General features: G+C 69.4%; 16 protein-coding genes. 10 read left to right on the plus strand and 6 right to left on the minus strand.

Translation table 11 applies throughout. The annotated features are described in order from the left end of the window. Positions 1-90 precede the first annotated feature (90 nt). On the plus strand, positions 91-2,241 hold the full coding sequence (locus tag EL493_RS06545; protein ID WP_019044812.1) for a S9 family peptidase: 2,151 nt from the start codon (positions 91-93) through the stop codon (positions 2,239-2,241). A gap of 45 nt (positions 2,242-2,286) precedes the next feature. Here EL493_RS06545 and EL493_RS06550 read toward each other — a convergent pair whose 3' ends face one another. Both EL493_RS06550 and EL493_RS06555 read right to left on the minus strand, forming a co-directional pair. Beyond that, positions 2,287-2,862: a dihydrofolate reductase family protein gene (locus EL493_RS06550; protein WP_019044813.1), complete on the minus strand. Its 576-nt coding sequence runs from the start codon at positions 2,860-2,862 to the stop codon at positions 2,287-2,289. Positions 2,863-2,911: 49 nt separating this feature from the next. After that, entirely contained in the window at positions 2,912-3,784 is an 873-nt protein-coding gene (locus EL493_RS06555; RefSeq protein WP_019044814.1) for an SDR family NAD(P)-dependent oxidoreductase, read from the minus strand. A 183-nt stretch (positions 3,785-3,967) separates the two neighbouring features. On the opposite strand from EL493_RS06555, the gene EL493_RS06560 reads away from it, so the two are divergent. Then, positions 3,968-4,669: a DUF2334 domain-containing protein gene (locus tag EL493_RS06560; RefSeq protein ID WP_019044815.1), complete on the plus strand. Its 702-nt coding sequence runs from the start codon at positions 3,968-3,970 to the stop codon at positions 4,667-4,669. A 51-nt stretch (positions 4,670-4,720) separates the two neighbouring features. On the opposite strand, the gene EL493_RS06565 is transcribed toward EL493_RS06560, so the two are convergent. Continuing rightward, entirely contained in the window at positions 4,721-6,097 is a 1,377-nt protein-coding gene (locus tag EL493_RS06565) for a glutamate decarboxylase (protein WP_019044816.1), read from the minus strand. Positions 6,098-6,341: 244 nt separating this feature from the next. Between EL493_RS06565 and EL493_RS06570 the strand changes: the two genes are divergently transcribed. From EL493_RS06570 to EL493_RS06580, 3 genes are read left to right on the plus strand one after another with little or no spacing between them, the layout of a single operon-like run. Next, positions 6,342-7,700: an APC family permease gene (locus tag EL493_RS06570; RefSeq protein WP_232017277.1), complete on the plus strand. Its 1,359-nt coding sequence runs from the start codon at positions 6,342-6,344 to the stop codon at positions 7,698-7,700. Then, entirely contained in the window at positions 7,697-8,134 is a 438-nt protein-coding gene (locus EL493_RS06575; protein WP_019044818.1) for a hypothetical protein, read from the plus strand. Before EL493_RS06570 ends, EL493_RS06575 begins: the two co-directional genes overlap by 4 nt. Before the next feature lie 10 nt (positions 8,135-8,144). Further along, positions 8,145-9,497 (plus strand): dipeptidase, encoded by a 1,353-nt coding sequence (locus tag EL493_RS06580; protein ID WP_019044819.1) that lies wholly within the window; start codon positions 8,145-8,147, stop codon positions 9,495-9,497. On the opposite strand, the gene EL493_RS06585 is transcribed toward EL493_RS06580, so the two are convergent. Further along, complete coding sequence (locus EL493_RS06585; protein ID WP_019044820.1) at positions 9,498-10,142, minus strand: MBL fold metallo-hydrolase; 645 nt, start codon at positions 10,140-10,142, stop codon at positions 9,498-9,500. It abuts the gene before it with no gap. A 98-nt stretch (positions 10,143-10,240) separates the two neighbouring features. On the opposite strand from EL493_RS06585, the gene purS reads away from it, so the two are divergent. Further along, positions 10,241-10,477 (plus strand): phosphoribosylformylglycinamidine synthase subunit PurS, encoded by a 237-nt coding sequence (purS, locus tag EL493_RS06590; protein WP_022565847.1) that lies wholly within the window; start codon positions 10,241-10,243, stop codon positions 10,475-10,477. Beyond that, entirely contained in the window at positions 10,474-11,151 is a 678-nt protein-coding gene (gene purQ, locus EL493_RS06595) for a phosphoribosylformylglycinamidine synthase subunit PurQ (RefSeq protein WP_019044822.1), read from the plus strand. The genes purS and purQ overlap by 4 nt, the downstream gene beginning before the upstream one ends. Here the strand turns inward: purQ and EL493_RS06600 are convergent, their stop codons facing one another. Further along, entirely contained in the window at positions 11,152-12,228 is a 1,077-nt protein-coding gene (locus EL493_RS06600; protein WP_019044823.1) for a substrate-binding domain-containing protein, read from the minus strand. Between the two features lie 65 nt (positions 12,229-12,293). Here EL493_RS06600 and EL493_RS06605 point away from each other — a divergent pair, with 65 nt between their 5' ends. Further along, entirely contained in the window at positions 12,294-12,725 is a 432-nt protein-coding gene (locus EL493_RS06605) for a MarR family winged helix-turn-helix transcriptional regulator (RefSeq protein ID WP_019044824.1), read from the plus strand. A gap of 45 nt (positions 12,726-12,770) precedes the next feature. Next, complete coding sequence (locus EL493_RS06610; protein WP_022565849.1) at positions 12,771-14,063, plus strand: M18 family aminopeptidase; 1,293 nt, start codon at positions 12,771-12,773, stop codon at positions 14,061-14,063. A gap of 1 nt (position 14,064) precedes the next feature. Here EL493_RS06610 and EL493_RS06615 read toward each other — a convergent pair whose 3' ends face one another. Then, complete coding sequence (locus tag EL493_RS06615) at positions 14,065-15,234, minus strand: glycosyltransferase 87 family protein (protein WP_019044826.1); 1,170 nt, start codon at positions 15,232-15,234, stop codon at positions 14,065-14,067. Positions 15,235-15,478: 244 nt separating this feature from the next. Here EL493_RS06615 and purL point away from each other — a divergent pair, with 244 nt between their 5' ends. Beyond that, entirely contained in the window at positions 15,479-17,773 is a 2,295-nt protein-coding gene (purL, locus tag EL493_RS06620; protein ID WP_019044827.1) for a phosphoribosylformylglycinamidine synthase subunit PurL, read from the plus strand. Positions 17,774-17,790 lie beyond the last annotated feature (17 nt).

The following is a 17,790-nucleotide window of genomic DNA, read 5'->3' on the forward strand; positions in this document are numbered from 1 at the left end:
CATGCGCAGAATTACCTACCCGCGGCCCGCGCGGGCCCGCCGCGGCCGAGTTGGCGGGCCCGGCCGCAAAGGTCCGGCTACGGTGGACCCATGGCTGGCGAGAATGAGACGGTGTCGGCGCCGATCGCGAAGAAGGTGCCCGTCGAGCGGGTGCATCACGGTGACACGTTCGTCGACGAGTACGAGTGGCTACGGGACAAGGAAGATCCCGAGGTCATCGCGTACCTGGAGGCCGAGAACGCCTTCACCGAGGCGCAGACCGACCAGCTGCAGCCGCTGCGGGACAAGATCTTCGACGAGATCAAGGCCCGCACCCAGGAGACCGACCTGTCCGTGCCGACCCGGCTCGGCGAGTACTGGTACTACTCGCGCAGCTTCGAGGGCAAACAGTACGGCGTGCACTGCCGCTGTCCCATCGACGCCGAGGCCGACGGCATCGCGGCCTGGACCCCGCCGCAGCTCGAGGCCGACTCGGTCATCGAGGGCGAGGAGGTGCTGCTGGACAGCAACGTCCTGGCCGAGGGCCTGGACTTCTTCGCGCTCGGCGCGTTCTCGCTGAGCCACGACGGCACCCGGCTCGCCTACTCGGTCGACAGCACCGGCGACGAGCGCTACACACTGCGGATCAAGGACCTGAGCACCGGTGATCTGCTGCCCGACGAGGTCGTCGGCGCCGCGCCGGGCGCGACCTGGTCGCTGGACGGCACGCACATCTTCTATCAGACCGTCGACGAGTCCTGGCGCCCCGACACCGTGTGGCGCCACCGCGTCGGCACCGGTTCCGACGCCGACGTGACGGTGTTCCACGAGCCCGACGAGCGCTACTGGGTCAGCGTCGGCGCCACCCGCTCCGAGAAGTACCTGATGATCTGGCTCGGCTCCAAGATCACCACCGAGGGCTGGGTGCTGGAGTCCGACAACCCCGAGGGCGAGTTCCGGGTGCTGCTGCCGCGCCGCGAGGGTGTGGAGTACTCGGCCGAGCACGCGGTGATCGGCGGCGAGGATCGCTTCCTGATCCTGCACAACGACGTGGTCGACGGGGTGAAAGCGGAGAACTTCGTGCTCGCCGAAGCGCCGGCCACCGATCCGTCGAACATGACCATCCTGATCGGGCACCGCGAGGACGTGCGGCTCGAGGATATCGACGCGTTCGCGAACCACCTGGTGCTCGGCTACCGGCGTGACGCGCTGCCCCGCCTGTCGGTGTGGCCGCTCACCGCCGACGGCTACGGCGAGCTCACCGAGCTGGAGTTCGGCCTCGAATTGTTCTCCGCCGGTGCGGGTTCGAGCCCCGAATGGGAGCAGCCGACGCTGCGGGTGGGCGTCACCTCGTTCATCACCCCGATGCAGGTGTTCGACTACGTGCCGGCCACCGGCGAGCTGCTGCTGCGCAAGGAGCAGCCGGTGCTCGGCGGCTACGACGCGAACGACTATGAGCAGCACCGTGACTGGGCGGTCGCGCACGACGGTACCCGGGTGCCGATCTCGATCATCAAGCGCCGCGACCTGCCCGCCGACGGACCGAAGCCGATGCTGCTCTACGGCTACGGCTCCTACGAGGCCAGCATCGACCCGTCGTTCTCGGTGTCGCGACTGTCGCTGCTGGATCGCGGCATGGTGTTCGCGGTGGCGCACGTGCGCGGCGGCGGCGAGATGGGCCGGCTCTGGTACGAGCACGGTAAGACGCTGGCGAAGATGAACACCTTCACCGACTTCGTCTCCTGCGCACGTCATCTCATCGACACCGGCGCCACCGCGGCGGACCGGCTGATCGCCGACGGCGGCAGCGCGGGCGGACTGCTGATGGGCGCGGTCGCGAACCTGGCGCCGGAGCTGTTCACCGGCATCCTCGCCAACGTGCCGTTCGTCGACCCGCTCACCTCGATCCTGGACCCGTCGCTGCCGCTGACCGTGATCGAGTGGGACGAGTGGGGAAACCCGCTGGCGGACAAGGACGTCTACGAGTACATGAAGTCGTACTCGCCGTACGAGAACGTCGAGGCCAAGGACTACCCGGCGATCCTGGCGATCACCAGCCTCAACGACACCCGCGTGCTCTACGTGGAGCCGGCCAAGTGGGTCGCCAAGCTGCGCGCCACCAAGACCGGCGACAGCCAGCTGCTGCTCAAGACGGAGATGAGCGCGGGCCACGGCGGTGTCAGCGGGCGCTACGAGAAGTGGAAGGAAGTCGGCTTCGAGTACGCCTGGGTGCTGGACAAGGTGGGTCTGGCCGACGCGTAGCGAAGCGGCGGCGGTGTCCCGGTGCACCCGGGACACCGCTACCGCTCAGCGCACGACCTCGTAGACGAGCTTGGCCACCCCGTTGGCGTAGGCCGCCGATTCGCGCAGGCGCAGCTGCTGCTTGTCGCGGTCGGCGTGGGTGAACAGGCTCTTGCCCGCGCCGAGCAGCACCGGGAACACCAGCAGGTTGTACCGGTCGATCAGGTCGGCGTCGGACAGGTTGCGGGCCAGCTCGGCGCTGCCGTGGATGAACACGGCGCCGCCCTCGCTCTGCTTCAGCGCGGCGACGTCGGCGGCCGAGCGCAGGATGGTGATCGGGCCCCAGCCGTCGATCAGGTCGTCGTCGGTGAGGCTGGTCGACACCACGTACTTGGGCAGGTCCTTGTACGCGGCGTGGTCCTCGGAATCGCGCCAGATCGGCGCGAACGCCTCGTAGCTGCGGCGGCCGAACATCAGCGCGGTGGTGTCGGCGAGCTCCTCGCCCTTGAGTGCGAAGGCCTCGGGGACGAATTCGGTCTCCATCACCCAGCCGCCGCTGCGGTGGCCTTCCTCCTTGCCGCCGGGGGAGTCCAGGACGCCGTCGAGCGACATGAAGCCCGTGTAGACCAGTTCACGTGTCATTGTGTTTCTCCTGCGAGTCGAGAGCGGGGGACAGCCGTTACGCGGCAGCCTACGAGCCGGCAGCCCCGGGCCAGGTGAATTCCGGATCGGTCAGGTAGTCCTGACGGCGGGCGTCGAGCGCCATGGCGACCATCTGGTGCGCGCCGGGCCCGATGATCTTGCGCAGCGGCGGGTTCGGGTCCGCGACCAGCGCCAGCAGTGCCTCGGCGGCGACCTCGGGTGCCGCCTCGGTCCATTCGCCTTCGGCGGCGCTGTCGTCGGTGGGCTGCGGGAAGGCCGCCGGGTCCGGGTAGTCGCGCATGCCGAGGATGGCCTCGCGGACGTCGGCGTAGGCCGGATCGCCCTGGGCGAACTGCATACTCGACTTGGCCCAGTCGGTGTCGAAGCCGCCCAGCTGGGCGAGGGTGACCTTGACGCCGAACGGGCGCAACTCGTCGGCGAGCGAGGCGCTGAATCCTTCGAGCGCCCATTTGCTCGCGTTGTACATGCTGAACAGCGGCAGGGAGCCGACGGCGCCGACCGTCGAGATCTGCACGATGTGGCCCGATCCCTGTGCGCGTAGCGCCGGTGCCGCCGCCTGCGAAACCCAGAGGGCGCCAAAGAAGTTGGTGTCCATCTGGTCGCGGATCTGCGCCTCGGTGAGTTCCTCGAGCGCGCCGACGAGGCCGTAACCCGCGTTGTTGACCAGCACGTCGAGGCGGCCGGTGACCTCGAAAGCCTCGGCCACCGCGGCGAATACCTGGTCGCGGTCGCGCACGTCGAGGGGCAGCACGGTGAGGCGCTCGTGGGCCAGGTCGGCCATGGTGCGGGGATCGCGGGCGGTCGCGACGACGGTGTCGCCCGCCGCGAGAGCGGCCACGGTGAACGCCCGGCCCAGGCCGCGGTTGGCGCCGGTGATGAACCAGGTGTGTGCGCGGGTCATGCACGCTCCTCCAGTTTCGGGCGAGACGTTGCGTCTCGTTGATGGTCAAGACTCTGCACCGGTTCCGGCGTTTTGTCAAGACGGAACGTCTCGTCTTGTTTTCGGGTGAACCGTGCGCCGATGTTCGTCGGGGCGTCATCGGTGCAGCACTCGGGCGTCACCCGGGGCTGACACCGTAGGTCCATGAACGCTGAGCTGATCGTTTCCGTATCGGGGATCCGGGACACGACGCGCGACGCCGCGATCGAGTTCGCGGCGGAGATGGACCAGCGGAATGTGCGGCTGTCGCTGCTGGTGGCGCCCCGGTTGAAGGGCAAGTACCGGCTGCTCGACGATCCGGCCACCCAGTCGTGGCTGCGCGGTCGCAGGCACGAGGGCGACGCGATCGTGCTGCACGGCTACGACCAGGCCGCCACCAAACGGCGCAGGGCCGAGTTCGCGAGCCTGCCCCGGCACGAGGCCACCCTGCGGCTCAAGGCGGCCGACCGGGTGATGGAACAGGTGCAGTTGCGCACCCGCCTGTTCGCCGCACCGCGCTGGGACGCCTCGGCGGGCGCGCTGGCCGCGCTGCCCGAGGTCGGGTTCCGGCTGGCGCTCGGGCTCACCAGCATCCTCGATCTGGAACGCGATGTGGCCCAGCGCGCGCGGGTGTACGGAATCGGTGAGGGATTCCGTGCCGAGCCGTGGTGGTGCCGGGCGCTGGTAATGGGCGCCGAGCGCACCGCGCGGCGCGGCGGCGTGCTGCGGCTGGCGGTCTCGGCCGCGCAGTTGCAGCGGTCGGGTCCGCGGCAGGCGATGCTCGACGCCGTCGACCTGGCGCTGTATCACGGTGCGCGCAGCGAGGTCTACCGCTGGGAGCCCTTCACCGCGGCCAGGGCTGCCTGACCGGCCACCGTCGCGCGCGTCGGCGATCAGGCGCGCGACGGTGGCCGCATTTCACGGGACTTCCGGGGCGGCGTCGTGGGTGAAACCGCCCGCCTGCGCCCTCGTCAGCGGCGTGCGCCACGGGTTCTCGGCGAGTTGGTGCAGCCCGCGGCGGATGTCGGCGAGCAGCAGTTCGGTCATGTCGACGGTGAAGCCGTGCCGGAACACCGCGCGCATGATGGTCTCGTCCTGCCGGTCGGCGGGCAGTGGATAGGCCGCGATCAGCCAGCCGCGGGCGCGCAGCCGGTCGGACAGGTCGTAGAGGTTGTAGTCGGCGCCTTCGGCCAGCCGCCAGGCCACCGCGGTGATGCCGTGTTCCGGCTCGGCCGCGTGGATCAGCTCGAACGGGCCGATCTGGGCCAGTCCCTTCGCGAAATGCCGTGCGACGAGGTAGATCGCGGACTGCACGCGGGTGTAGCCGGCCCGGCCGAGCCGGATGAAGTCGTAGTACTGGGTGATCACCTGCCCGCCCGGCCGGGAGAAGTTCAGGTTGAACGTCGGCATGTTGCCGCCGAGGTAGTCGACGTCGAAGACCAGCTCGCGCGGCAGGTCGGCGGCCTCGCGCCAGATCGCCCAGCCCACCCCGAGCGGCGCGAGGCCGGTCTTGTGCCCGGAGGCGTTGATCGACTTCACCCGGGGTAAGCGGAAGTCCCACACCAGGTCCGGGGCGGTGAACGGGGCGAGGAAACCGCCGCTGGCCGCGTCAACGTGGATCGGGATGTCGGGGCCGCCGCCCGCGTGCAGGTCGTCGAGGGCGGCGCTGATCGCGGCGACGTCCTCGAACAGGCCGGTGAAGGTCTGGCCGAAGGTGGGTACCACGGCGATGGTGTTCGCGTCGCAGTACTTCGGCAGGTCGTCGGGGTGCAGGGTGTAGCGGCCGTCGCGCAGCGGGACCTGGCGCAGCTCCACGTCGAAGTAGCGGGCGAACTTCTCCCAGCACACCTGGACCGGACCGCTCACCAGGTTCGGGGTACCGGTGCCGCCGGCGGCCCGCCAGCGGAACTTGGCCGCCAGCCCGCCGAGCATGGCGGCTTCGCTGGAGCCGGTGGTGGAGGTGCCGAGGGTGCCCGCCGCGTCGGGGGCGTGCCAGAGGTCGGCGAGCATGCGCACGCAGCGCTTCTCGAGTTCGGCGGTCTGCGGGTATTCGTCCTTGTCGACGATGTTCTTGTCGATCGATTCGGCCATCAGCCTGCGTGCCTGATCGTCGATCCAGGTGGTGCAGAAGGTCGCCAGGTTCATTCTGGCCGCGCCGTCGAGGATCAATTCGTCGTGCACGATCTCGAAGGCGACATCGGGGAAGAGCTCGTAGATCGGGAATCCGCCGTGCGGGGCGGGCCGGGTGAATCCGGGGAGGCTGAAAAGGTCATGGGGATCGAGATTCTCGGCCACTGTTCCTCCACTCAGAGGGTGCACTGCCAGGTGGTTGCTCTGGAGGCATTCTGCAACGATTCCGTTGCATATGCCCTCGATTCGAGGCTACCGGGAGGATGCTCGACAGTTACTATGCATGAGTAGGTGATCAAGGGTTTCCGCTAGTTGTGCAGGACCACAGCAGGAGGCAGCGCTGATGACGGGCACCGCGACGAAAGCCGCGAATACCACGAAGTATTTGTCCTGGGTGACCTTGGCGTTGATGACCACCAGTTCGGTGGCCAGCCTCCGGTCCGCTCCCACCATGGCGGTCTACGGACTCGCCTGCGTATTCCTCTACATCATTCCCGCGATTCTGTTCCTGCTGCCGACCTCGCTGGTCGCCGCGGAACTGGCATCGGGCTGGCAGGGCGGCATCTACAAATGGGTCGGGGAGGGCTTGAACAAGCCGCTCGGCTTTCTCGCCGTCTGGTGCCAATTCGCCATGACGATCTTCTACTATCCGAGCCTGCTCGCATATGTGGCAAGCACTTTCGCCTACATCATCGACCCGTCCCTGGCCTCCAACGGCCTCTATGTGGCGATCGTGATCATCACCGTCTACTGGGCCGGGGTGTACGTGTCCTCGCAGGGCACCAAGACGGTGGCGGGCCTGTCGAGCATGGGGCTGGTGATCGGCACGCTGATCCCGGGCACGCTGCTGGTGGTGCTGGGCCTGGTGTTCCTCGCGCAGGGCAATCCGTCTGCGGCGCCGATGGATTCGTCGCACCTGCTGCCCGCGTGGACCGGTCTGGCGAGCCTGGTGCTGATCGTCAACAACTTCCTGTCCTACGCGGGCATGGAGATGAACGCGGTGCACGTGTCGTCGCTGAAGAACCCGGCCAAGGAGTTCCCGAAGGCCATGTTCATGGCCATGGGCCTGGTGCTGGTCATCTTCATCCTGCCCGCGCTGGCGATCAGCTGGGTGGTGCCCTCGGCGAGCCTGAGTCTCACCGCGGGCGTGATGCAGGCCTTCGACGGGTTCTTCAGCCACTTCGGCATCGGGTTCCTCACCCCGATCGTCGGCATCGCGCTGGTGGCGGCCGCGGTGGGCGGCATGCTCACCTGGCTGGCCGGGCCGTCCAAGGGGCTGTTGCTGATCGGGCGCAGCGAGGGCTATCTACCGCCGTGGCTGACCACGATGAACAAGCACGGGGTGCAGCAGAACATGCTGGTCGCGCAGGGTGTGTTCACCACCTTCATCGCGCTGCTCTACGCGTTCATCCCGAATGTCTCCAGCGCGTACTGGATTCTGTCGGTGATCACCACGCAGGTGTATCTGATCATGTACGTGCTGATGTTCGCCGCGGCCGCCAAGCTGCGCAGGGACGATCCGGATCATCCGCGCGGCTATCGCGCGCCCGCGCTGTTCGCGCTGTGCGGGCTCGGCGCGCTGTCCTCGGTGGCGGCGTTCGCCATCGGCTTCGTGCCGCCCTCGCAGTTCGGGTCCGGCAGCCCGTGGGTGTATCTGCTCATCGTCGGCGGCGGCATGGGCATCGTCGGCCTGCTGATCCCGTACCTGTTCTATCGCAACCGCAGTGAGAGCTGGAAACGCGCTGTCCCGGAAGGAGAACAGGTATGACCACCGGAGACGCCCCGTACCACAAGCGGCGCTGGATCTACATCACGGCGGGTGCGCTGCTGGTGGTGTTCGCCCTGATCGGGCTGCTCACCTTCAGCGAGATCCGGGAGAGCGCCAAGGCGCAGGACAAGGCCGAACAGCTGCACAACAGCCTGCTCGCCGCCGGGCTGCCCGCGCCGGACGCCGACGTGATCGCCGACGCGCTCGGCGAGGACGGCGGCTCGGTGTGCCAGGACCCGAGTGCGGCGTTGACCAAGGCGAGGTATCAGGCCGCCATCACCAACGGCGCGTCCGGGCCGGGGCAGCGGCCGGTGATCGGCCCGCGCGACGCCACCGAGGCGGTGGCCTTGACGATCGCCACCTATTGCCCGGATCGGTTGTCGGACTACCTTTCTCAACTGGACTCCCTGAAACTGGACGACACGACGAAGTGAGGCGTGATCGATGACCGACACCCCCGAAGTGGCTGCCCTGCGCACCAAGGTCGCCGGGTTGATGGGCCGGGCGAAAACCGATCTGGCCCAGCTCATCTCGCTCAAATCGGTGGCCGACCCGCGCCAGTTCCCGCCGGAGGGCTGCGAGCAGACCGCCCAGTGGGTGGCCGACGCGTTCGCCGCGGCCGGGCTCACCGAGGTCGGCCTGCACGAGACGCCCGACGGCAGCAAGGCCGTCATCGCGTCCAAGCCCGCCCCGGACGGCGCGCCGACGGTGCTGCTGTACTGCCACTACGACGTGCAGCCACCGCTGGGCGACGATGCCTGGCACACCCCGGTCTGGACGCTGACCGACAAGGACGGCCGCTGGTACGGGCGCGGCGCGGCGGACTGCAAGGGCAATATCGTCACCCACCTCACGGCGCTGCGGGCGATCGGGCCGGACTTCCCGATCGGCATCAAGGTGGTCTCGGAGGGTTCCGAGGAGCAGGGCACCGGCGGACTCGAGAAATTCGTCGCCGCCAATCCGGAACTGCTGCGCGCCGACGCCATCCTGGTCGCCGACTGCGGCAACTTCGCGGTGGGCGTGCCGACGTTCACCCAGACCCTGCGCGGCATGGTGAACGTGGTGCTCACCGTGAAGACGCTGGCCGGTCCGATGCACTCGGGCATGTTCGGCGGTCCGGCGCCGGACGCGCTCGCCGCGATGATCCAGCTGCTGTCGACACTGCGTGACGCCGACGGCAACACCACCATCGACGGGCTCACCAACGACCAGCAGTGGGCGGGCGCGCAGTATCCGGCCGAGGACTTCCGGGCCGACGCGGGCGTACTCGACGGCGTCGACCTGCTCGGCCGCGGCACCGTCTCCGACATGGTGTGGGCCCGGCCCGCGCTGACCGTGCTCGGGATGGACGTGCCCGCGGTGGTCGGGTCGTCGGCGGCCATCCAGCCCAGCACCAGGGCCCGGCTGAATCTGCGCATCCCGCCGGGCACCGAGCCCAAGCAGGCCTACGACCTGCTGGAGAAGCACCTGCGCGCGCACCTGCCGTGGAACGCCCAGCTCGACATCGAGCTCGAGGCGCTGGGCGAACCGTTCGTCGCCGCCGAGCACGGGCCCGCCCGGTCGGCACTGGAACAGGCGATGGCGACCTCCTACGGCCGGTCGGTGACCACCGAGGGGCAGGGCGGCTCGATTCCGCTGTGCAACGTCTTCGCCGACACCTACCCGAACGCGGAGATCATGCTGATCGGCGTGGAGGAGCCGAAGTGCCTGATCCACGCGCCCAACGAGAGCGTGGACCCCACCGAGATCGAGCACATGGCCCTGGCCGAGGCGTTGTTCCTGAGCAGCTACCGCTGATCAGAACTGGCCCTGGTCCTCGGGTTCGATCACGCGGAACTCGGTGCCGGCCGGGGCCATTTCGCTCAGCCTGCCGAAGTAGATGCCCTGTGCCTGCGGCGCGATGATGCCGTGGTGGATCGGCAGCGCGGTGCGCGGGTTGACCGCGCGCAGGTAGTCGACGGTGTCGGAGATCTTCATCCAGGGGGCGGCGGCCGGGATGGCGAGCACGCCCACCGGCACCGGCGGCACCCACAGCGAGTCGCCGGGATGGACCAGCTGCGCCGGATCGGACCGGGTGCCCAGCTGGAAGACGGTGTTGTCGATCACCGGGATGTCCGGGTGGATCACCGCGTGGCGTCCGCCACCGCCGGTGATCTGCAGCTCGCCGATGTCGAGCACCTGGCCCGCCGAGACCGGCTCCCAGCCCTCGCTGCGCTGCTGGGCGGTCTGCGGATCGGACAGCAGGCGGGCGGTGGGGTTGGCCTCGATCAGCGCCTCGATCCGGGTGGGATCGATGTGGTCGGGGTGCTGGTGGGTCACCGCGATCGCGTCCAGCCCGGTGATGCCCTCGAATCCGTGCGCGAAGGTGCCGGGATCGAACAGCACCTTCACACCGTGTAGTTCCACCAGGATGCAGGAATGACCGAAGTGGGCGATGCGCATACACCCGATGCTAAGCCGCGGTGACCCCGGAACGTCGGCACGACGGCCGGGTCAACTAGGATTTGTGCGTAACCCCCACACCACATGAGGAGCAACGCGTGGCACGAGTCGTGGTCGAGGTCATGCCGAAGGCCGAGATCCTGGACCCCCAGGGACAGGCCGTGGTCGGCGCGCTCCCGCGTCTGGGATTCGCCGGAATCTCGGATGTGCGGCAGGGCAAGCGCTTCGAGCTCGAGGTCGACGAGAGTGTCTCCGACGCCGAGCTCGAGCAGATCGCCGAGGCGCTGCTGGCCAACACGGTGATCGAGGACTGGAAGGTCGTGCGGGTCTCGTGAGCGCGCGTATCGGCGTCATCACTTTCCCCGGCACGCTCGACGACGTCGACGCGGCCCGCGCGGTGCGGCTGGCCGGCGCGGAGGCCGTGAGCCTCTGGCACGCCGACGCCGACATCAAGGGTGTCGACGCGGTCATCGTGCCCGGCGGCTTCTCCTACGGCGACTACCTGCGCTGCGGCGCCATCGCCCGGTTCGCGCCGGTGATGGGCGAGGTCGTGCGCGCGGCCGGTCAGGGCCTGCCGGTGCTGGGCATCTGCAACGGCTTCCAGGTGCTGTGCGAGGCGGGCCTGCTGCCCGGCGCGCTCACCCGCAACGAGGGCCTGCACTTCATCTGCCGCGACGAGTGGCTGCAGGTCGAGGCGACGAACACCGCCTGGACCTCCCGCTACGAGCAGGGCGCGCAGATCCTCATCCCGCTGAAGTCGGGCGAGGGCCGCTACCAGGCGTCGACGCAGGTGCTCGACGAGCTCGAGGGCGAAGGCCGCGTGGTGTTCCGCTACGCGGGCGACAACCCGAACGGCTCGCAGCGCGGCATCGCCGGCATCTCCTCGGCCAACGGCCGCATCGTCGGCCTGATGCCGCACCCCGAGCACGCCACCGAGGCTCTCACCGGCCCGAGTGACGACGGCCTCGGCATGTTCTACTCGGTCCTCGACAGCCTGGTCAACGCCTGATCAGTCCAGCTCGTCGATGATGTCGAAGTCCACTCCGTCGGCCCGCGCCAGATAGGCGGGGCCGACGGCTTGGTTTCCGGCGAAGCCACGGCGGGTGGACGGGCCGTCCAGGGCGATGCCCGAGGCCAGCCGGGCCGAAATCGTCGGCACATCCAGGGTGCCCACCGTGTCGGCCAGCGTGGCGAGCAGGTGGACCGCCTCGTAGGTGGAATTGCTGAAAGTGGTCAGGGCCGGGGCGAAGGCGCCCTGGTGCGCGCGATAGCGGGCGCGCCGGTCGCGGCCGTCGGCGGAGTGCTCGTCGACGAAGAAGCCCGAGGCCACGTACAAGTTCTGGTTGGCCGCCGGGCCCGCGCTGAGCAGCACGTTCTCGTCGACCGCCGGGCTCAGCCTGGGCATGATCGCGGGCAGGCCGGTCGCGGTGAACTGCCGGTTGAAGCGGGCGGTGTCGGCGCCGACCATCAGGATCAGCACCGCGTCGGCGTGCAGCAGCGCCGGGCTGTCCAGGAACGCGTGGAAATCGGTGGTGCCCAGCGGGACGTACTGCTCGACCACGATGTCGGCGGGCGACGGCAGCGCCCGGCGCAGCGCGTTGACGGTCTGGCGCGGCCAGATGTAGTCGTTGCCGATCACCGCCCAGCGGCGCACTCCGAGTTCGCGCGCCAGCCACGCGACGGCGGGCACGGTCTGATGGTCGGGATGCTCGCCCACCAGCAGCACTCCCGGGCGCTCGTCGGGCAGGCCCTCGTGATCGGTCGCGTAGAGGTAGGGGACCCGGCTGTCGACGATGTCGGCGACCGCGCGGCGCACCGCCGAGGTGTGCCAGCCGGTGATCGCGCCGACCATGCCGGTCGCCAGGAACGCCTCGACCTCGGTGGCCACCTCGTAGGGCGGGCGTCCACCGTCGATGGTGGTGAGCCGAATTTCGCGGCCCAGAATTCCTGTCCCACTATTGATTTCGTCGACCGCCAGCGAAATTGCCGCGGTGCACGACGGAGCGATGATCCCGCCCGGGCCCTGCGTGGGCACGATCGAGAGAATCTCGATCGTCTCGTCCCGACTCTCGTCGAACGTGGGCATTCTGTACTCTATCGCTGAAGTGCGAACAGGAATGTTCGAATGTATGTGTCGGCAGGTGGGTGGGAATGCAATCGGTGTCCATCATAAATGGGTGTTCCACGCTGCACGGCGCGCTGCGCTCGGCGGAGCGCAACTGGGTTCGCCGCCTCGAATCGGCGCTGTCGGCGGACAATCTGAGCGCCGATCACTGGGCGATTCTGGCGCAGTTGTCGACCGACGACGGCATGACCATGTCGGAATTGGCGGCCGCCGCGCGGCTGGCCCCGTCCTCGGCCACCCGGCACGCCGACCACCTCGCCGAACGCGGCCTGATCTTCCGGGTCGCCGCCACCGACGACCGCAGGCGCATCCTGATCGGGCTCAGCAGTCTGGGCGCGAAACTCGTCGCCAAGATCCGCGCGCAGGAACAATCCGCCGAGGAAGAACTGCGCACCCGCCTGGGCGCGCGCCGCTACAACGAATTGGTCGCCGCGCTGGCCGTCATCGCCGAGGTGTGATTAACGGGCGGCGGTGGGCGCGTTCGTGCGCCTAGGATCGCGGATGTGCCTGTATCCCTGACCGCGGCGACGCCCAGTGGCCTGTGCGCCTTCATCGATGCCTCGCCCTCACCGTTCCATGTCTGCGCGACGGTGGCCGCCGAATTGGCCGCCAACGGGTTCACGCCCCTGAGCGAGGCGCAGCCCTGGGACGACGCGGGCGGCAAACACTATGTGGTGCGCGGTGGTTCGCTGATCGCGTGGGCCGACTTCGACGCCGCGCCCGCCGACCCGTTCCGGGTGGTCGGCGCGCACACCGACAGCCCCAACCTGCGGGTGAAGCAGCATCCGGATCTGGCGGGCGCGGGCTGGCAGCTGGTCGGGCTCGAGCCCTACGGCGGCGCGTGGCTGAACTCCTGGCTGGACCGTGAGCTCGGCGTCTCCGGGCGGCTGAGCGTGCGTGACGGCGCCAGGATGCGCGACGTGCTGGTCCGGATCGACGAGCCGATCCTGCGGGTGCCGCAGCTGGCCATCCACCTGTCCGAGGACCGGCGCGGGGTGACGCTGGACCCGCAGCGGCACGTGAACGCGATCTGGGGGATCGGCGACGCCCCCGGTTCCTTCCTCGACTTCGTCGCCGAGCGGGCCGAGGTCGACGGCGGCGACGTGCTCGGCTGGGAACTGATGACCCACGACCTCGCGCACAGCACGCTCGTCGGGCGCGACCACGACCTGGTGAGCGCGCCGCGGCTGGACAACCAGGGCACCTGCTACGCGGGTCTGCAGGCGTTCCTGGCCGCGGTGGACGAGCCGGGCGCCGCGATGCCGGTGCTGGTGATGTTCGACCACGAGGAGGTCGGCAGCCAGTCCGACCGCGGCGCGCAGTCGGATCTGCTGCCCGCGGTACTGGAACGGATCGTGCTGGCCCGCGGCGGTGGCCGGGCCGACTACCTGGCCGCGCTGGCCGGGTCGGTGGTGGCCTCCGGTGACATGGCGCACGCGACCCACCCCAACTACCCGGACCGGCACGAGCCCGCGCACCGCATCGAGGTCGGCGGCGGGCCGGTGCTCAAGGTCAACCAGAACCTGCGCTACGCCACCGACGCGGCGGGCGCGGGCGCGTTCGCGCTGGCCTGCGCCCAGGCCGGAGTTCCGTTGCAGCGCTATGTCCATCGCGCCGACCTGCCGTGCGGCTCGACCATCGGCCCGATGACCGCGGCCCGCACCGGCATCTCCACCGTCGACGTGGGCGCGCCGCAACTGGCGATGCACTCGTGCCGCGAGCTGATGGGCGCCGCGGACGTGCCCGCCTACGCCGCGGCGTTGGCGGCGTTCCTCACGCCGGAGGCGGTCGACTGAGTCAGGCGGTGGCGAGTTCCGGTGCGGCGGGGGCTTTCCGGGCCGGGTGGTAGGTGCACACCGCGTAGACGATCACCGCGAAGGTGGTCCACACGTAGCTGCTGCCGATGATCTGCTGCCACCAGCCCCAGCCGAGTTCCTTGTCGGCCGAATGTGGCAGCACCCACTGCGGGCCGACGATGAACATCACCGTGAACAACGCCACCACCGTGGTGAAGGCGCGCGAGCGGCGGCGGGTGGCCTGGTCCACGGCGACGACGAGGGCGGGCGCCACCCACACCCAGTGGTGTGACCACGACACCGGCGAGACCAGCAGCACCGCCGCCGCGTTGACCAGCAGCGCGGCGACATCGCGCCCGGCGCCGATGAGCCGGTACATCCACACCGCGGCCAGCCCGACGGTCAGCACCGACAGCGCGATCCACAGCCCGGTGGCCAGCGCCTCGTCCAGGCCGAGCCGGTACAGCGTGCCCTTGATCGACTGGTTGCCCGCGAAGTAGGGCGTGCCGATGCGGCCGGTGTCGGTGACGGTGTGGAACCAGTACTGCACCGAGTCGTTCGGGAACAGCAGGAAGCCGACGCCGACCGCGCCCGCGGCGGACACGATCATCGTCGCGACCGCCTTCCAGTCCCGGCGCAGCACGAAGTACAGCAGGTAGCCGGCCGGAATCAGCTTGATCGACACCGTGATCCCGATCAGCATGCCGCGCGGCCAGAACGGCTTGCGGACCAGCGCGTCGAGGGTGATCGCGGCCATCAGCACGAGGTTGATCTGGCCGAAGTTGAAGGTCTGCCGGATCGGTTCCAGGTACTGGGCCAGGCCGAGCCCGGCGAGCACGACGGTGAACACCGAGATCCGGTCCAGCCCGGGGCGCACCCGGATCAGCACCAGCCACAGCGCGACGGCCAGGCTCAGCAGCGAGGTGAGCAAGACCACGATCTCGGCAACGACCAGCGGCATCAGCGCCAGCGGCACGAAGAACGCCGCGGCCAGCGGGGGATAGGTGAACGGCAGGCCCAGCCCGTAGACCGGCGGCATCGGCCCGTACAGGTCGCCGCCGTCGAGCCACACGCGGGCGCCGTTGCGGTAGACCTGCAGGTCGATGAAGCCGTGCCACCAGTGCGCCAGCAGCGCGATCGCGGCGGAGAACACGAACAGCCCGATCGCCACGGCCAGCAGGCGCTTTCGTCGGTCGCGCGCTGTTTGCTCAGGTGGGTTTGCCGACGGCCCCGCCGGAGCGGAACTCGGAACCGCGCCACGCGCGGAAACAGGCGGCTCGACCTGCTCGGCAACCCCCGGACTCTCGTTCACGGCGTCAGACTAACGGGTGGTTGCCCGGCCGAAGCGCAGGTGTGATGAGGCCGCCAGTAGACTCTGCAGGTAAGTTCCCCGGCCGAAAGGACCCTGGTCTCCCGTGACACTGCAGGTCGACACCGTCGCCACCGCCGCAGCCACCCCGGATGCTCCGCAGCCGTACAAGGAACTCGGTCTCAAAGACGACGAGTACGCCCGCATCAAGGAGATTCTGGGCCGTCGGCCCACCGACGCCGAACTGGCGATGTACTCCGTGATGTGGAGCGAGCACTGCTCCTACAAGTCCTCCAAGGTGCACCTGCGCTACTTCGGTGAGACGACCACCCCCGAGATGAGGGCCTCCATGCTGGCCGGCATCGGCGAGAACGCCGGCGTGGTCGACATCGGCGACGGCTGGGCGGTCACCTTCAAGGTCGAGAGCCACAACCACCCGTCCTACGTCGAGCCGTACCAGGGCGCGGCCACCGGCGTCGGCGGCATCGTGCGCGACATCATGGCGATGGGCGCGCGCCCGATCGCGGTGATGGATCAGCTGCGCTTCGGCGCGGCCGACGCGGCCGACACCCGTCGCGTGGTCGACGGCGTGGTCCGCGGCATCGGCGGCTACGGCAACTCGCTGGGCCTGCCGAACGTGGGCGGCGAGACCGTGTTCGACGCCTCCTACCAGGGCAACCCGCTGGTGAACGCGCTCTGCGCGGGCGCCATGCGCGTGGAGGACCTGCACCTGGCCTTCGCCTCCGGCGCGGGCAACAAGATCATCCTGTTCGGCGCGCGCACCGGCCTCGACGGCATCGGTGGCGTCTCCGTGCTGGCCTCGGACACCTTCTCCGGCGAGGAGACCGGCACCGGCCGCAAGAAGCTGCCCGCCGTGCAGGTCGGTGACCCGTTCACCGAGAAGGTGCTCATCGAGTGCTGTCTGGACCTCTACAAGGCCGGACTCGTCGTCGGTATCCAGGACCTCGGCGGCGCCGGGCTGTCCTGCGCCACCTCCGAGCTGGCCGCGGCGGGCGACGGCGGCATGCACATCGACCTGACCAAGGTCCCGCTTCGCGCCAAGCACATGACCCCCGCCGAGATCCTGTCGAGCGAGTCGCAGGAGCGCATGTGCGCGGTCGTCACCCCCGAGAACGTGGACGCCTTCATGGCCGTCTGCAAGCGCCACGACGTGCTGGCCACCGTCATCGGTGAGGTCACCGACGGCGACCACCTCGTCATCACCTGGCACGGCGAGACCGTGGTGGACGTGCCGCCGCGCACCGTCGCCCACGAGGGCCCGGTCTACGAGCGCCCGGTGCAGCGTCCCGACACCCAGGACGCGCTGATCGCCGACACCACCGCGAACCTCACCCGGCCCAAGACGGCCGACGAGTTGCGCGAGACCCTGCTCACCATGGTCGCCAGCCCGCAGCTGTGCAGCCGCAAGTGGATCACCGAGCAGTACGACCGCTACGTGCGCGGCAACACCGTGCTGGCCGAGCACGCCGACGCGGGCGTGGTGCGCATCGACGAGGAGTCCGGCCGCGGTATCGCGCTGGCCACCGACGCCTCGGGCCGCTACACCAAGCTCGACCCGTACACCGGCGCGCAGCTGGCGCTGGCCGAGGCGTTCCGCAATGTCGCCACCACCGGCGCAACCCCGAAGGCCGTCACCAACTGCCTGAACTTCGGTTCGCCGGAGGATCCGGGCGTGATGTGGCAGTTCCAGCAGGCCGTGCGCGGTCTGGCGGACGGCTGTGCGGCGCTGGGCATTCCGGTGACCGGCGGCAACGTCAGCTTCTACAACCAGACCGGCAAGGACGCCATCCTGCCCACCCCGGTGGTCGGCGTGCTCGGCGTCATCGACGACGTGCACCGCCGCATCCCCACCGGCCTGGGCCTGGAGCCCGGCGAATCGCTGATCTTGCTCGGCGAGACCCACGACGAGCTCGACGGTTCGATCTGGTCGCAGGTGGCCCACGACCACCTCGGTGGCGTGCCGCCGAAGGTCGACTTCGCCCGGGAGCAGCTGCTCTCGGAGGTGCTCACCTCGGGTTCGCGCGACGGCATGATCTCGGCCGCGCACGACCTGTCCGAGGGCGGCCTGGCGCAGACCGTCGTCGAGGCCGCGCTGGCGGGCGAGACCGGCTGCCGCATCGTGCTGCCCGAGGGCTCGGACCCGTTCGTGCAGCTGTTCTCCGAGTCGGCCGGGCGCGTGCTCGTCGCGGTGCCGCGCTCGGAGGAGACCCGCTTCACCAAGATGTGCGACGCGCGTCAGCTGCCGTGGGCGCGCATCGGCGTGGTCGACCAGGGCTCGGACTCCATCGAGGTGCAGGGCCAGTTCTCGGTGACACTCGCCGAATTGCGCGAGGCGTTCGAGGGCACCCTGCCTAAGCTGTTCGGAGCGCATACCGCCTGAACCGCCGGATGAGGGAG

Source organism: Nocardia asteroides, from assembly GCF_900637185.1.
GTDB lineage: Bacteria > Actinomycetota > Actinomycetes > Mycobacteriales > Mycobacteriaceae > Nocardia > Nocardia asteroides.

What these genes read in the sequence shown, in the direction of transcription:
- EL493_RS06545 (WP_019044812.1), top strand. Translation starts at nt 91, where the DNA reads ATGGCTGGCGAGAATGAGACGGTGTCGGCGCCGATCGCGAAGAAGGTG.
- EL493_RS06550 (WP_019044813.1), bottom strand. Translation starts at nt 2,862, where the DNA reads ATGACACGTGAACTGGTCTACACGGGCTTCATGTCGCTCGACGGCGTC.
- EL493_RS06555 (WP_019044814.1), bottom strand. Translation starts at nt 3,784, where the DNA reads ATGACCCGCGCACACACCTGGTTCATCACCGGCGCCAACCGCGGCCTG.
- EL493_RS06560 (WP_019044815.1), top strand. Translation starts at nt 3,968, where the DNA reads ATGAACGCTGAGCTGATCGTTTCCGTATCGGGGATCCGGGACACGACG.
- EL493_RS06570 (WP_232017277.1), top strand. Translation starts at nt 6,342, where the DNA reads ATGACCACCAGTTCGGTGGCCAGCCTCCGGTCCGCTCCCACCATGGCG.
- EL493_RS06575 (WP_019044818.1), top strand. Translation starts at nt 7,697, where the DNA reads ATGACCACCGGAGACGCCCCGTACCACAAGCGGCGCTGGATCTACATC.
- EL493_RS06580 (WP_019044819.1), top strand. Translation starts at nt 8,145, where the DNA reads ATGACCGACACCCCCGAAGTGGCTGCCCTGCGCACCAAGGTCGCCGGG.
- EL493_RS06585 (WP_019044820.1), bottom strand. Translation starts at nt 10,142, where the DNA reads ATGCGCATCGCCCACTTCGGTCATTCCTGCATCCTGGTGGAACTACAC.
- EL493_RS06600 (WP_019044823.1), bottom strand. Translation starts at nt 12,228, where the DNA reads ATGCCCACGTTCGACGAGAGTCGGGACGAGACGATCGAGATTCTCTCG.
- EL493_RS06605 (WP_019044824.1), top strand. Translation starts at nt 12,294, where the DNA reads ATGCAATCGGTGTCCATCATAAATGGGTGTTCCACGCTGCACGGCGCG.